Source organism: Viridibacillus sp. NPDC096237, assembly GCF_050278625.1.
Classification (GTDB): domain Bacteria; phylum Bacillota; class Bacilli; order Bacillales_A; family Planococcaceae; genus Viridibacillus.
The window spans coordinates 1-15,163 of sequence record NZ_JBNNTI010000023.1; the positions used below are offsets into that span (position 1 = coordinate 1).

Annotated in this window: 11 protein-coding genes and 3 pseudogenes; 10 read left to right on the forward strand and 4 right to left on the reverse strand. The window is 36.6% G+C overall.

Features of this window, described 5'->3' with window-relative positions:
- A pseudogene (locus tag ACQKMD_RS13350) lies at nt 1–123 on the reverse strand (IS110 family transposase); the annotation flags it as partial.
- A 38-nt stretch (nt 124–161) separates the two neighbouring features.
- On the opposite strand from ACQKMD_RS13350, the gene ACQKMD_RS13355 reads away from it, so the two are divergent.
- Both ACQKMD_RS13355 and tsaA read left to right on the forward strand, forming a co-directional pair.
- Entirely contained in the window at nt 162–446 is a 285-nt protein-coding gene (locus ACQKMD_RS13355; RefSeq protein WP_427752621.1) for a hypothetical protein, read from the forward strand.
- A 546-nt stretch (nt 447–992) separates the two neighbouring features.
- Nucleotides 993–1,457, forward strand: coding sequence for a tRNA (N6-threonylcarbamoyladenosine(37)-N6)-methyltransferase TrmO (tsaA, locus tag ACQKMD_RS13360; protein ID WP_427752622.1), 465 nt, complete (start codon nt 993–995; stop codon nt 1,455–1,457).
- Nucleotides 1,458–1,755: 298 nt separating this feature from the next.
- Here tsaA and ACQKMD_RS13365 read toward each other — a convergent pair.
- Nucleotides 1,756–2,058, reverse strand: a pseudogene (locus ACQKMD_RS13365) (transposase); the annotation flags it as partial.
- A 1-nt stretch (nt 2,059) separates the two neighbouring features.
- Here ACQKMD_RS13365 and ACQKMD_RS13370 point away from each other — a divergent pair.
- The 6 genes and pseudogenes from ACQKMD_RS13370 to ACQKMD_RS13395 all read left to right on the forward strand — a co-directional run.
- Nucleotides 2,060–2,335, forward strand: a pseudogene (locus ACQKMD_RS13370) (IS110 family transposase); the annotation flags it as partial.
- 479 nt (nt 2,336–2,814) lie between these two features.
- Nucleotides 2,815–3,351 (forward strand): GNAT family N-acetyltransferase, encoded by a 537-nt coding sequence (locus ACQKMD_RS13375; RefSeq protein WP_427752624.1) that lies wholly within the window; start codon nt 2,815–2,817, stop codon nt 3,349–3,351.
- Between the two features lie 458 nt (nt 3,352–3,809).
- Nucleotides 3,810–6,515: an aconitate hydratase AcnA gene (acnA, locus tag ACQKMD_RS13380; RefSeq protein ID WP_427752626.1), complete on the forward strand. Its 2,706-nt coding sequence runs from the start codon at nt 3,810–3,812 to the stop codon at nt 6,513–6,515.
- A gap of 158 nt (nt 6,516–6,673) precedes the next feature.
- Nucleotides 6,674–8,680, forward strand: coding sequence for a M14 family zinc carboxypeptidase (locus tag ACQKMD_RS13385; RefSeq protein WP_427752681.1), 2,007 nt, complete (start codon nt 6,674–6,676; stop codon nt 8,678–8,680).
- Nucleotides 8,681–8,820: 140 nt separating this feature from the next.
- A complete protein-coding gene (locus tag ACQKMD_RS13390; protein ID WP_427752627.1) occupies nt 8,821–9,246 on the forward strand; it encodes an acyl-CoA thioesterase in 426 nt (141 codons plus the stop codon).
- A complete protein-coding gene (locus tag ACQKMD_RS13395) occupies nt 9,246–9,542 on the forward strand; it encodes a hypothetical protein (RefSeq protein ID WP_427752628.1) in 297 nt (98 codons plus the stop codon). The genes ACQKMD_RS13390 and ACQKMD_RS13395 overlap by 1 nt, the downstream gene beginning before the upstream one ends.
- A 49-nt stretch (nt 9,543–9,591) precedes the next feature.
- Here the strand turns inward: ACQKMD_RS13395 and ACQKMD_RS13400 are convergent, their stop codons facing one another.
- Complete coding sequence (locus ACQKMD_RS13400) at nt 9,592–9,888, reverse strand: HesB/YadR/YfhF family protein (RefSeq protein ID WP_427752630.1); 297 nt, start codon at nt 9,886–9,888, stop codon at nt 9,592–9,594.
- Between the two features lie 21 nt (nt 9,889–9,909).
- Complete coding sequence (gene plsY, locus ACQKMD_RS13405; protein WP_427752631.1) at nt 9,910–10,512, reverse strand: glycerol-3-phosphate 1-O-acyltransferase PlsY; 603 nt, start codon at nt 10,510–10,512, stop codon at nt 9,910–9,912.
- Between the two features lie 252 nt (nt 10,513–10,764).
- Here plsY and parE point away from each other — a divergent pair, with 252 nt between their 5' ends.
- Together parE and parC are read left to right on the forward strand one after the other, a co-directional pair.
- Entirely contained in the window at nt 10,765–12,717 is a 1,953-nt protein-coding gene (gene parE, locus ACQKMD_RS13410; RefSeq protein WP_427752682.1) for a DNA topoisomerase IV subunit B, read from the forward strand.
- Nucleotides 12,714–15,140 carry a DNA topoisomerase IV subunit A gene (parC, locus tag ACQKMD_RS13415; protein ID WP_427752633.1) on the forward strand — a complete coding sequence of 809 codons (2,427 nt, stop codon included), beginning with the start codon at nt 12,714–12,716 and terminating at the stop codon, nt 15,138–15,140. The genes parE and parC overlap by 4 nt, the downstream gene beginning before the upstream one ends.
- Nucleotides 15,141–15,163 lie beyond the last annotated feature (23 nt).

Genomic DNA, 15,163 nt, shown 5'->3' on the forward strand with positions numbered 1-15,163 from the left:
TTCAATCACACGCCCTCGTTCATCGACAAAGCAGGCGTAATGAACATGCTTAGCAATGTCCATACCGACAACGAGTGTATTTTCAGTAACTTGATCAAGGGAAAACAGCTGAAGAGCTTGTATTTCTTTACCGTCAGGTAGAGGGAATACGAGCCCCACAGTTGCCTAAAGCAAAGCTTCTTATTAAAGTAGCGAAGCAATCTATCGGAATAACAGAAGGGACACAGATGGCACAACATGAAATCGCCACGCTCCTACGTCAGTATCGCCTATTAGAAAGCGAAATTGAATCTGTAAATAATCAATTAGCCGAAATGGCTAAAACAACGATGGAATATGATTTACTTGCATCAGTTCCAGGTTTAGGAGATGCAACGATTGTTGATTTACTTTCAATCCCTTATGTGGAAAGCAATCAATGGTGGTACTGTGTGGTAAATTACTGAAGGTATTACATGGTATTTGTAAAAAAAAAGTCCGTTTTAACGAGAAACATATGATGAAAGACCTCTACTGTCTCGCAGAGGCAGGATAAACAAATTCTTTTCATCGAACTATGACAAGAAAGATGACACGGAGAAGCCAGCAACATAACTAAACTTAGACCAAGAGTCCCCGGGGCAGCTTAGCAGGCCTCTGCCTTATGAATAGACCGAACGAAGGAATGTAAGCGCACTGACGCTAAGAGACATGGGAGGGTACGTCGTCATAAGCATTGCAGAGATCCATTGTGCATCAAATAATGGACTAAAAAAGTTAATGATTTTCATTAGTTTTAGCGAAGCGTACGCTAAAATTGGTAATAAAAACTATAAATTCAATCATCTGTTTACAAAAGAGATGAAAAATATTTTTCTTACATCACTAAGTGATGAAAACCGTTGATACTTCAATGTTTATAGAGGGAGTTTAGTTCAATAAGGGATCTGCTAATTAAAGGAAATTAAAGCTTTTTGTAGAATGAATATTAATAAGTTGGAGGAGGGATAACTTTGCAAATTTCTATTTATCCAATAGCTATAGTAAATAATAATCGTAAAGCTATTGAAGATGATAATTGGGGTTCAATTATATCAACCATTGAACTTGCAGAAAATATAAATGAATCTTCTTTGAAAGGTATTAATGAATTCTCTCACTTAGAAATCATTTTTTACTTTGATAAGGTTGCTGATGATAATATTCAATTTGAAGCAAGATATCCAAGAAACAATAAAGAATATCCTAAAGTTGGTATTTTTGCACAAAGGGGTAAAAATAGACCTAATAAGTTAGGAGTTACTATTGTGGAACTTTTGGAAATAAATAATAAAAAATTGATTGTTAAGGGATTAGATGCAATAGACGGAACTCCTATTATTGATATTAAACCAGTGATGAAAGAGTTTCTACCAAAAGGAGAAGTAATGCAACCAAATTGGTCAACATCTTTAATGGATAGATATTGGAACTCCTAACTGATGGGGCAAGAGCTGAAGATCAGGGCTGTCATTTAGACGGCTTTTTCTTATGCTGCTAGGCAGCCTCAAAACGGAACACGTTAATATACATCTTGGGGTTTCCCTTTTTTGATAAACAATCAAATAAAGGGTAAAGTTTGTGAATAAATGCACTTCAACTAAACCAGCTAATAGTTTGTCAATAATTTTCTTTGAAAAGTTTAATAGGCAAGTGCTATACTAAAAAGTGTATGACAAATAACCTTCCTAAAGTTTATTTTTGGAAGGTTTTGTTTGATATAGCTGTACTTACTTATCAGGCTAAATCTTGGTACATAGTTCTGTTTTTTAATAAGGCAAAAATCCAATGTAATAGTTTATTAACACAAGCTATCATCGCTACTTTAAAAGATTTTCCTTCGTTACGTTTTTTATCATAAAATTCACGTAATTTCTTGTTTCGAGGAATGATTTTATCGTCTGTTTTAGTTTTCCTGCAATCTCGTATTGCACAACGAACAGCCATGAACAAGGAATGACGAAGTCTACTTGAACCTCGTTTTGTAATTCGATTCTTGGTCGCTGAAAACTTACCTGATTCGAAAACACTTGGATCAACACATAAAGGGCAAAAACATATCTCCAAACGAGGAAGAAAGAGACTTAGATATATTCTGTTTAAAGTAATAGTACCACTCATTCGTCACAATGAAGCACTCAAGAAGCTTCATGAATATTACACAACACGCCAACAAAATCCCTTACGTGGAAAGCAATCAATGGTGGTACTGTGTGGTAAATTACTGAAGGTATTACATGGTATTTGTAAAAAGAAAGTCCGTTTTAACGAGAAACATATGATGAAAGACCTCTACTGTCTCGCAGAGGCAGGATAAACAAATTCTTTTCATCGAACTATAACAAGAAGGATGACACGGAGAAGCCAGCAAAATAACTAAACTCAGGCTATGAGTCTCCGGGGCAGCTTAGCAGGCCTCTGCCTTATGAATAGACCGAATGAAGGAATGTAAGCGCACTGACGCTAAGAGACATGGGAGGGTACGTCGTCATAAGCATCGCAGAGATCCATTGTGCATCAAATAATGGACTAAAAAAGTTAATGATTTTCATTAGTTTTAGCGAAGCGTACGCTGAAATTGGTAATAAAAACTATAAATTCAATCATCTGTTTACAAAAGAGATGAAAAATATTTTTCTTACATCACTAAGTGATGAAAACCGTTGATACTTCAATGTTTATAGAGGGAAGTTAGTTGAAGAAGCAGGTATTTTTAGAATGGCGTTGAAGTAGTATTATGGTAAAAAAAGTGGGGGAATTAAAAATGAACATAAAACAATTAAGGAGAAAGTTAAAATGAGATTAGAGAGTGAGAGAATTTATTTAAGACCTCTTTGCGAGTTAGATGCACCTATTATATTAGAAAATACAATGGATAAAGAAATACGTTATATGACTGGAACGAATTCTAATTTTTCACTGGTTCAAATTAAGACACATATTGAAAATATTAATAATGATTCAAGTCGCTATGATTTCGCTATTTGTTTAAAAGGCACTGACGAAATGATCGGGGAGTTATCGATTTTCGATATAGATGAGGAGAACAAAAAAGCAGGATTCAGAATATCGATGGCTTCTATTTCATTAACAGGTAAAGGATATGGTACTGAAGCTACAAAAATTGTTCTAAGTTTTGTTTTTGAACAACTCCAATTAAATCGTTTACAGTTAGAAGTATTTAGCCATAATTTGCGTGGAATTAGAGCGTATGAAAAGGTTGGGTTTGTAAAAGAAGGAGTCTTACGTCAATCCTTATATTATAACGATTCGTACTCAGATGAAATTATTATGGCATTACTTAAATGTGATTTTAAAAGTATGCTATTGTAATAATCCAAAATGATACAAGTGTAACGTTGATAGCTTTTTAATACATAAATATGGAATCATTCAATTAGCAGATTGTGAAGTAATATACTTAAACTAACGGGGTGCTTTAGTTGAAGAAGATAGCCAAACTAAAAGCAACAATCTTTGAGAAAACAGCCAAAAATAAACATGAGTATATTAAATGGGTTTCATAGTACAATAAGAGCTAAAACATGTCTACGGTTGTTTTATAGACATGTTTTTAATTTCGTAAAATTTGATGTATTCTGTATTAAAATGAAAAAACAACATTTTCGAGAGTGCTTATGGCATTTGAAAAAAGGTCATAAATAAAACTTATTACAATCTATAATATTAATGTAATTTACTTATGAACAAATTTAGTTTATTATTATTGGTGGAGAAAAGAAGCTATTTATAAAGCCTTTTCATTAGTTAATTAGAGGGGGAACCAACCTATGGCAATCAAAAACTTGCATAACAGCCGTGCTTCATTCGATGTAAATGGTAAACAGTATAACTTCTACCGTTTAGCTGCAATCGAAGAAGCTGGTATCGCAAAAGTATCACGCCTTCCTTATTCAATCAAAGTATTATTAGAATCTGTTTTACGTCAATACGACGGCTATGTAATCAAAGAGGATCATGTTGATCAATTAGCAAAATGGGGCGCGGATGTAGATCCTAATGCTGAAGTTCCTTTCAAACCATCACGCGTAGTATTACAAGATTTCACTGGTGTACCAGTAGTAGTTGACTTAGCATCTCTACGTTCTGCAATGAAAGAAATGGGCGGAGACGCTAACGAAATTAACCCTGCAATTCCAGTTGACCTTGTAATTGACCACTCAGTACAAGTTGACAAATACGGTACTGCAACAGCTTTACAAGCTAACATGGACCTTGAATTCGAGCGTAACGCTGAGCGTTATAACTTCTTAAAATGGGCTCAAACATCTTACGACAATTTCCGTGCTGTACCTCCTGCAACTGGTATCGTTCACCAAGTTAACCTTGAGTACTTAGCTCCAGTTGTACACGTGAATGAAAATGCAGACGGAACTTTCGAAACATTCCCTGATTCAGTTGTTGGTACTGACTCTCATACTACGATGATCAACGGTATCGGCGTACTTGGATGGGGTGTAGGTGGTATCGAAGCTGAAGCAGGTATGTTAGGTCAACCTTCATACTTCCCAGTTCCAGAAGTAATCGGTGTTAAATTAACAGGCGATCTTCCAAACGGAACTACAGCTACTGACTTAGCTCTTAAAGTAACTCAAGTTCTACGTGCTAAAGGTGTAGTTAATAAATTTGTTGAGTTCTTCGGTCCTGGAATCCCTCAATTACCACTAGCTGACCGTGCAACAATTTCAAACATGGCTCCTGAATACGGTGCTACATGTGGTTACTTCGCAATTGACGAAGAATCACTAAACTATATGCGTTTAACTGGTCGTGACGAAGAGCACATCCAAGTTGTTGAAAAATACTTAAAAGAAAACAACATGTTCTTTGATCCTGAATTAGAACCAGTTTACACTGACGTTGTAGAAATTAACCTTGCTGATATCGAGCCTAACTTATCAGGTCCTAAACGTCCGCAAGATTTAATTCCACTTTCAAACATGAAAAAACGTTACCACGAAGTAGTCGTAGCTCCTTCTGGTGTACAAGGTTTCGGTTTAACTGAAAAAGAATTCGAAAAAACTGCAACTGCTAAATTCGCTGAAGGCGATGTAGAAATCCCTGCAGGTGCTGTAGCAATCGCTGCAATCACTTCATGTACAAATACATCTAACCCTTACGTATTAATCGCTGCAGGTTTAGTAGCTAAAAAAGCTGTTGAAAAAGGTTTAACTGTTCCTAAATGGGTTAAAACTTCATTAGCACCAGGTTCAAAAGTTGTAACTGGATACCTAAACGATTCTGGTCTAACAACGTACTTGGACGAAATCGGTTTCAACACTGTAGGTTACGGCTGTACTACATGTATCGGTAACTCAGGTCCATTACTTCCTGAAATCGAAGAAGCGATTACTTCAAATGACTTATTCGTAACTTCTGTACTTTCAGGTAACCGTAACTTCGAAGGTCGTGTACACCCACTAGTTAAAGCTAACTACTTAGCATCACCACCACTTGTTGTTGCTTACGCATTAGCTGGTACTGTAGATGTAGATCTTCAAAATGATTCATTCGGTAAAGATAAAGATGGCAACGATGTATTCTTCGCTGATATCTGGCCTACTACTGAAGAAATCAACAATGTTCTTGGTAAAGTTGTAACTCGTGATCTATTCCAAAAAGAATATGCACGCGTATTTGACGAAAACGAAAAATGGAATGAAATTGAAACATCAACTGATTCTCTATACACATTTGATGAAAAATCAACTTACATTCAAAACCCACCATTCTTCCAAAACCTTGCGCCAAAACCAGAAGACATTAAAGGACTTTCTGGCTTACGTGTACTTGCGAAGTTCGGTGACTCTATCACAACTGACCATATCTCTCCTGCAGGTGCGATCGGTAAAGATACACCAGCTGGTCAATATTTACGTGCTAACGGTGTAGAACCACGTAACTTCAACTCTTATGGTTCTCGTCGTGGTAACCACGAAGTTATGATGCGAGGTACTTTCGCTAACATCCGTATCCGTAACCAAGTAGCTCCTGGTACAGAAGGTGGTTACACTACTTACTGGCCAACAGGCGAAGTTGAGTACATTTACGATGCAGCTATGAAATACGCTGAAAGTGGTACTGGTTTAGCTGTTCTTGCTGGAAAAGATTACGGTATGGGATCTTCACGTGACTGGGCTGCTAAAGGTACAAACCTTCTAGGCGTTAAGACAGTTATCGCTGAATCTTATGAGCGTATTCACCGTTCAAACCTAGTAATGATGGGTGTTCTTCCATTACAATATGTTGATGGACAAAACGCTGAATCTCTAGGCTTAACTGGTAAAGAAGAAATCTCAGTTAATATCGCTGAAGGTGTTAAACCTCAAGATATCTTAACTGTAACTGCTAAAGCTGAAGACGGTTCTGTTAAAGAATTCAAAGCTCTTGCACGTTTCGATTCAGAAGTAGAAGTAGACTACTACCGTAACGGCGGTATCCTACAAATGGTACTTCGTAACAAATTAACAAAATAAGTTAGGTTGATTCATTAAGAATTTACCTATCATTGTATACATGTGTAGCGTATCTTAATTGTATGCTACACATGTATTTTTTTGTTTTAAGTTGGAAAATAAATGATATTTTGAATCAATCTGAGAAAAAAATAGTAGAGGTGTACCGATTGGGATTTATGAAAAAGAAACTACTTCAATTTTCCGCATACTCAATTGCCTTCATAATTGCCTTTAATGTGCCTTTTGCCTATATGAGTGCAGTATATGCAGCACCAGTAAAGGAACAACATAAAGAGGGTTATGAGGAAGCTGAGATAGGCGAGACAGTTGTACCGCAAGAAGCAATTACAATAGAAGAAACATCAGATACATCGGGAAAACAAGATAAACAATCATCTGTAGAAACACCAAATAATCCTGAAAGAATTGAAGAAAAAGCGAATGTAGAATCACCAAATCTTATATATACATATGTAACAGTGAAAGCAAACAGTCTACTATACGAACCAAATAACACTACAAAAGCTCTGTTACAATTAAATGATTCGTCAACTAAATACCATGTAAATCGAACAGATAATGAAGATTGGTATGAATTATCAATTGGTCAAAGTACATATTGGATCGCAAGTGAAAACTTGAGTGAAGCAAACTTAGATGTAGTTACACCTGAAGTGAAAAAGTCAGTGAGTATTACAACTAAGAATACCTTCAAAATTTACAATCAACCAAGCACTACTTCGACAGTATTAGCGGTAGGTTCACAAGCAATAAAGTTTAAAACAATCGATATTGTTGACAACTACTTTGTACTAAAATTAGGAGATCAAACTGGCTATATTGCATTCAAAGATGTCGATTTATCGTTCAAATTAACAGATAAAGTCGAAATAGTAAATAAGTCAGTAGCGTTATATACTGTCATAAATAGTAAATTCAAAAAAATTGGTACATTAAAAACAGGTGCCATTTTTAAACCAACAAAAACAACGAGTAAGTATCATTACATTAAGAAGAGTGGCAAACAATACGCAATTTCAATAGCTGGTACAATGCCTACGAAGAAGGCGGTATCATTAGCAAAGCTGAAATCAGCAACGTATCCAATCACACTGTATACGGAAAAAGCTTCTGCTGTATATGATCAAAATGGTGTCAAAATCGGTTCTTTAAACAAAGGGCAAACTGTACATTTAAAAGGTATTTCTAAAGGCCGTGGCATAATTGAGTATTTAGGTCAGTCTGGATATGTTGATTTATTGAATTTCTATCATAAAAACATCGTTAATCCTACAAAAAACGTTACCTATAAGGCGTATTCTTACTATGTAAAAGTTTTCGCTAAATTATATCCCGAATTTACATCTTTAGAGAAAATTGGTGAATCTGTCGAAGGTAGAGCAATCTATGCTTTAAAAGTGGGTAATGGTAAGAAAGAAATTTTAGTAGATGCAGCCATTCATGCTCGTGAGCATATGACTACTAACGTTGTGATGGAAATGATTGACAACTACTCTTATAGCTACAACAAAAAGACAAGCTTTGCTGGCTATAAAGTACGTCAAACTCTAGATACAACAAGTATTTGGTTTGTACCAATGATTAACCCTGATGGTGTCACATTAGTGCAGAATGGTATAAATAGTATGGCAAATAAGAACTTGATCAAGAAGATCAATAAAAGCTCGAATTATAAACGTTGGAAAGCTAATGCCCGTGGTGTCGATTTAAATCGAAATTTCGATGGTGAATGGAAGTATGTAGCGTTTACTCCAAAAACCTATAAAGGTTACAAAGGGCCTCGCGTATTCTCAGAACCTGAAGCGCAAGCACTAAAAGCTTTCGTTGAACGTCACAAATTTAAATCTGATATTTCATATCATTCATCTGGTCAAATGTTATACTGGTTTAACTTCCAAAATAGTACTAATTATAAGCGCGATTTGGAGTTAACACGTCAAATTAGTCGTGTAACTGGCTATTCAATCATCCCACCTATGTATGCAAAAGGTAGTGGATCATCTGCTGATTGGTTTATCATGTCACAGAAAAAGCCTGGTATTACAGTTGAAATAGCACCGTATGCAGGTGAAGGTCCAGTATCCCATAGACATTGGAATAATGTATGGAAAAAAAACAAATCAATCGGTTTATTAGTATCAAAAGAAGCTAGTAAGCGATAACAAAATACAAAGCTAGTGGTTTCTTCTTTTATTATATAGATGTATAAATTCAATAGTTTGATGTCGAATGCGCTATATATAAGGCTTTTATGAGTAATTTCAGCTAGACTTCTGTATAATAGAGTTATGAGGTGAATTAAATGTTTGTTAGCAATAAAGAGATAGAAATCCGTTATGCGGAAACAGACCAAATGGGTGTAGTATATCACTCAAATTATATCATTTGGCTTGAAGTGGGACGTACACAGTTAATCCGTGATTTGGGGTTTTCAGTAAACCAACTTGAAGCGGATGGTTATGTATCGCCAGTGATGGATATTTCCATTCAATACAAAGCTGCGATGAGATATGGTCAAGTTGCGACAGTTCGAACTTGGATTGAGTCCCACGGGAAGTTACGTACAGTATATGGCTACGAGGTTCTTCATGAAGATGGCTCTGTAGCGGTAACAGCAACATCAGAACATATTTTAGTGAAAAAAGAGAATTTTAGACCTGTTTCTTTAGGAAAAGTAGACCCTAAATGGGATGAAAAATATAAAGAAATTGAAAGAAAAGAAGCTTAATGGCATTAGGTGTCACTAGAGTGGAGCTTGAATTATGGAAAGAGCGCGTGATAGCTGGTGAAATCGCTTTTCTTACACATTATTGGAAGGACGAGCGTTTCCCGGGTTGTAAGACAGTGACAAAAGTAGGTTGTGCGGACGTTGAAAAACTCATCAAATGGGGGGCAAACTATGGTTTAAAGCCCGAGTGGATCGATTATAAGCATTACCCTCATTTCGATCTTTTTGGTGACTATGAACGCCAGATTTTGTTAAGTGAAGGGCAATTACAGCAGTACAATCGCTTTAATGCATAACAAAAGCATGGCGCACTTCACATTGGCGCCATGCTTTTCATTTGTCTTATTAAGCTTCTTTTATATAATCATATTTAATCTCATTAAGTGTTGCATCCACTAAAATGTGAAGATCGTGATTGTCGAAAAACCACAAATCATCTTCTTCGATGTAGAAAGTTGTATTATTCTTTTCAACTTCAACTGCAGGATTCATTGATTGTTCACGATTCATACCAAGTGAAAAACCTTCATGAAAAGGGCTAGAGCCACCATAACGAGCATAAAAACGAATTTGGTCCCCGTCTTCTATATCCATTTCTTTTTCAAACCATTCTAGTGCTTCAGCTGATACGACAATTTTCATGCGGTGTACACTCCTTGTAGTTTACAACCATTTAACCTTAGGCTCAGTGCCTGCTTTAATACGTACAATATTCGAACGATGTCTGTAAAAAATAAAGGCTGCTAAGATTGTAATGATGATTAATAAAAAATAGTCTTGCTCAAAGAACGTATATATAATAGCATAAACAAAAGCTACTACAGAAGCAAACATAGAAGAAAAGCTGACCATTTTGGATACTTTTAAGCAAAGTATGAATGCAATAAATAAGATGATGAAAATTGGCCAATGGTAACCTAATACTACACCAGCTGAAGTGGCTACTGCTTTACCACCACGGAATTTTGCGAATACAGGGAACATATGACCAACAACTGCAAGCGCTCCTACAACTAGAGGATGAATGCCACTATCAGCAAAGTATGCGAGTGTTGGTAATAGCGTCGCTATCGTTCCTTTTAAGATATCCATAAGTGTTACGACAATACCTGCTTTTTTTCCGAGAATTCGGAAGGTATTTGTAGCACCTAAGTTTCCGCTGCCGTGTTCGCGGATATCGGTCTTATAAAATAGTTTACCGATCCATAAACCTGAAGGAATTGAACCTATCAAGTATGTCAAGATGATTAATAGAATCATATGCATATAAAACTCCTTCTTTTTTAGTAGTTGGTACTAATAGTTTATCATAATACTATATTGGTACACAATATACACATCTTCTTAGAGTATTATCTTATTCTTATTTTGTTTTAGATTCAACGTTTGGTACAATAAACTCTATATGAAATTAAATTACCTCTTGTTGACAGTAAAAGAGAAAGTGCGTAATATAATTTTAAGTGGAACGGGTGTTTGTATTTAGGGGGAATTTTTTTGACAGATAAACAAACAGTCATGTCTTACAATGATGATGCAATACAAGTACTTGAAGGATTAGAAGCTGTTCGTAAACGTCCAGGTATGTATATCGGTTCAACTGATAGCCGAGGATTACATCATCTTGTTTATGAAATTGTCGACAATGCAGTCGATGAAGCATTAGCTGGCTTTGGTTCACATATCATTGTGAAAATTCACGAGGATCAAAGTATAAGTGTACGTGACTACGGTCGAGGCATGCCTACAGGTACTCACAAAACAGGTAAACCAACACCAGAAGTTATTTTTACCATTCTGCATGCAGGTGGTAAATTTGGACAAGGTGGCTATAAAACAAGTGGAGGATTGCACGGTGTAGGTGCTTCCGTAGTAAATGCATTATCCTCATGGCTTGAAGTCACTATTCACCGTGACGGCACAAAATATAGAATGCGCTTTGAAAATGGTGGTAAACCCGCTACTACATTAGAGAAAATAGGGACAACAAAAGAATCGGGAACATGTATACATTTCCTACCAGATGACACTATATTTTCAGCGACAAAGTATAATTTTGACACCCTTGCTGAACGGTTAAGAGAATCTGCCTTTTTATTAAAAGGCTTAAAAATCGAGCTAATTGAAGAACAAACAGGCAATCATGAAACGTATCATTATGAAAATGGTATCGAGGCTTTCGTTGCTTACTTAAACGAAGAAAAAGACGTTTTACACCCAGTCAAGTATGTTGAAGGATCACAAGACGAAATTGCAGTCGAATTTGCTTTCCAATTCAACGATGGCTACTCAGAAACGATTTTATCATTCGTTAATAACGTTCGTACTCGTGACGGAGGCACACATGAAACCGGTGCCAAGGCAGCCATGACACGTGTATTCAATGAATATGCACGCAAAATCGGCTTATTAAAAGAAAAAGACAAAAACTTAGACGGCTCTGATATTCGTGAAGGCTTAGCAGCTATTATCTCCGTTCGAATTCCTGAAAACTTGCTACAGTTTGAGGGACAAACGAAAGGGAAGCTAGGTACTAGTGAAGCTAGAAGTGTCGTCGATTCGGTTGTGTCTGAGAAATTACTTTACGTGTTAGAGGAAAACGCTGAGCTTAGTGCTTCCCTTGTACGTAAAGCAATTCGTGCGCAACAAGTTCGTGAAGCAGCGCGTAAAGCACGTGAAGATGCACGTAACGGCAAGAAAAACAAAAAATCTAGTGCGCTATTGTCTGGAAAGCTAACTCCAGCACAGTCCCGTAACGCCGCTAAAAACGAATTATATCTTGTCGAAGGAGATTCTGCGGGCGGTTCAGCAAAACAAGGCCGTGACCGTACATTCCAAGCCATTTTGCCACTTCGCGGTAAAGTCATTAACACCGAAAAAGCAAAATTACAAGATATCTTAAAAAATGAAGAAATCGCTACGATTATTCATGCAGTTGGCGCAGGAGTAGGAGCTGACTTCACTATTGAAGATGCTGCATATGATAAAGTCATCATCATGACCGATGCCGATACAGATGGTGCCCATATCCAAGTCCTGTTATTAACTTTCTTTTATCGCTATATGAAACCGCTAATTGAAGCGGGTAAAGTCTATATCGCACTGCCACCACTTTATAAAGTTTCAAAAGGTGTAGGTAAAAAAGAAGTATTGGAATATGCTTGGACTGAAAAAGATTTACAACAAGCGATTGATAAAATTGGTAAAGGCTATATTTTACAACGTTATAAAGGTCTCGGTGAGATGAATGCCGACCAATTATGGGATACAACGATGAATCCAGAAACAAGAACATTAATCCGTGTTAAAATCGACGACGGTGCTAGAGCTGAACGCCGTGTTACAACGCTAATGGGTGATAAAGTAGAACCACGTCGTAAATGGATAGAATCAAACGTTGATTTTGGTCTAGAAGAAGACTCCAATATTCTTGACAATGAATTCATTCAAAATGAGGAGGACTTAGTATGACACAGACCGAAAGTTATCAAGATTTACCACTAGAAGAAGTCATCGGCGATCGGTTTGGTCGATACAGTAAGTACATCATTCAAGATCGTGCCTTACCAGATGCTCGTGATGGTTTAAAACCAGTACAGCGCCGTATATTATATGCAATGTTTATGGGTGGTAATACACATGATAAACCCTTCCGTAAATCAGCAAAAACAGTCGGTAACGTAATCGGTAACTATCATCCACATGGTGATAGTTCTGTTTATGAAGCTATGGTGCGTATGAGTCAAGACTGGAAAGCGCGTCATATGCTTATTGAAATGCATGGTAATAACGGTTCTGTCGACGGTGATTCAGCGGCAGCAATGCGTTATACAGAAGCGCGTCTTTCTGCTATCGCAGCCGAGATGCTTCGTGATATTCAGAAAGAGACAGTAGATCTTGTACCAAACTTTGATGACCAAGATATGGAGCCGACTGTATTACCTGCTAGATTTCCAAATCTACTTGTTAATGGCTCTACAGGGATTTCCGCAGGTTATGCAACGGATATTCCTCCGCATGCATTACACGAAGTATTAGATGCTGTTTTAATGCGTATGAAAAACCCAAATGCGACTGTTAATGAACTTATGACCGTTATAAAAGGTCCAGATTTTCCAACCGGCGGTATTATCCAAGGTGTGGAAGGTATTAAAAAAGCATATGAAACAGGTAGAGGGAAAATTATCGTCCGTGCAAAGGCCGAGATCGAAACGCTTAAAGGTGGCAAAGAGCAAATCGTTGTCACTGAAATACCTTATGACGTCAATAAAGCAAATTTAGTTAAGAAAATTGACGAAATGCGTTTAGATAAACGTCTTGAGGGGATTGCAGAAGTACGTGACGAATCAGATCGTACAGGTTTAAGAATGGTCATTGAACTAAAAAAAGAAGTTCCAGGGAAACCAATTCTGCAATATTTATATAAAAACACTGACCTTCAAATTACGTATAACTTTAATATGATTGCGATTTATAAACGTCGTCCAACGATGATGACATTGCCATTACTATTAGATGCATATATCGATCACCAAAAAGAAGTAGTTACAAGACGTTCTCAATTTGACTTAAAAAAAGCGAAAGATCGCCTACATATCGTAGAAGGATTAATGAAGGCATTATCGATTTTAGATGAAGTTATTCATACAATCCGTCAGTCAAAAGATAAAAGAGATGCTAAAAACAACTTGATGTTAAAATTCAACTTCACTGAAATTCAAGCTGAAGCAATTGTTTCATTACAGCTATATCGTTTAACAAATACCGATATTACGGAATTGCGTGAGGAAGAAGAAGAGCTAAAAGTGAAAATTGCTGAATTACAAAGCATATTAGAAAGCGAAGCAAAACTAATAAGTGTCATCAGAAAAGAATTACAAGATGTGCGTAAACGTTTTGCTGAACCACGTCGCTCAATTATTGAGGCTGAAATTGAGGAAATAAAACTTAACTTAGAAGTTTTAATTCCAAGTGAAGATGTCGTAGTGACGGTTACAAAAGACGGTTATGTAAAACGTACAAGTCAACGTTCTTACAATGCTTCGAACGGTAAAGACTTTGCGATGAAAGATTCCGATCATTTATTGTTCGAATCTCAAATTAATACGCAACAGCATTTACTGCTATTTACAAGCAAAGGACATTATATTTATCAGCCAGTACATGAGCTACCTGATATTCGTTGGAAAGACTTAGGTCAACACATTTCAAGTATAGTACCAATTGATTCAGATGAAGAAATCATCAATGCTCGAGGGGTAGAAACATTTGAGCCCGATGTATTTGTGATGACAATCACTAAAGGTGGACAAATTAAGCGTTCACCATTGAATGAATACGTGGTACAACGTTATTCAAAACCAATTAAAACAATGAACGTCAAAAAAGATGACGAAGTAATTTATGCTGATCTCGTAGCGATTACAGATGAAGTTATTTTGACTACGCATTTTAGTTATTCAGTTCGATTCCTAATGGAAGATGTACCAGTTACAGGTGTTAAAACAGCTGGTGTTAAAGCCATAAACTTAAAAGAAGAAGATTATATTGTGGCAGCAAATGTCATTCCAGAAAATGATAATGGTGATTTACTGCTTGTTACACATCGTGGTGCTGTGAAGAAAATGGCTGTCTCTGAAATTGAAGTGAGCGGTCGTCCAAAACGTGGCGTCGTAACAGTGCGTGAACTAAAAAAGAATCCACATCGCGTCTATACAGTCATTTATGTTCATAAAGGCGATGTTTTACTTCTAGAAACTGAAAAAGGTGTCCAAGAGCAAGTTCAAGAAGATAATTATCGTGGAGCGGATCGCTACTCAAACGGTTCATTTGTAATTGATATTGATACTGATGGTGAAATTACAAGAGTTTTGAAGATGAATCCTACACAATAGAATAAGATGATATACATTTTGAA

Bases quoted from the DNA above. Each gene is read 5' to 3' on its own strand.
- ACQKMD_RS13375 (WP_427752624.1), top strand. From the start codon at position 2,815: ATGAGATTAGAGAGTGAGAGAATTTATTTAAGACCTCTTTGCGAGTTA.
- acnA (WP_427752626.1), top strand. From the start codon at position 3,810: ATGGCAATCAAAAACTTGCATAACAGCCGTGCTTCATTCGATGTAAAT.
- ACQKMD_RS13385 (WP_427752681.1), top strand. From the start codon at position 6,674: ATGAAAAAGAAACTACTTCAATTTTCCGCATACTCAATTGCCTTCATA.
- ACQKMD_RS13390 (WP_427752627.1), top strand. From the start codon at position 8,821: ATGTTTGTTAGCAATAAAGAGATAGAAATCCGTTATGCGGAAACAGAC.
- ACQKMD_RS13395 (WP_427752628.1), top strand. From the start codon at position 9,246: ATGGCATTAGGTGTCACTAGAGTGGAGCTTGAATTATGGAAAGAGCGC.
- ACQKMD_RS13400 (WP_427752630.1), bottom strand. From the start codon at position 9,888: ATGAAAATTGTCGTATCAGCTGAAGCACTAGAATGGTTTGAAAAAGAA.
- plsY (WP_427752631.1), bottom strand. From the start codon at position 10,512: ATGCATATGATTCTATTAATCATCTTGACATACTTGATAGGTTCAATT.
- parE (WP_427752682.1), top strand. From the start codon at position 10,765: ATGTCTTACAATGATGATGCAATACAAGTACTTGAAGGATTAGAAGCT.
- parC (WP_427752633.1), top strand. From the start codon at position 12,714: ATGACACAGACCGAAAGTTATCAAGATTTACCACTAGAAGAAGTCATC.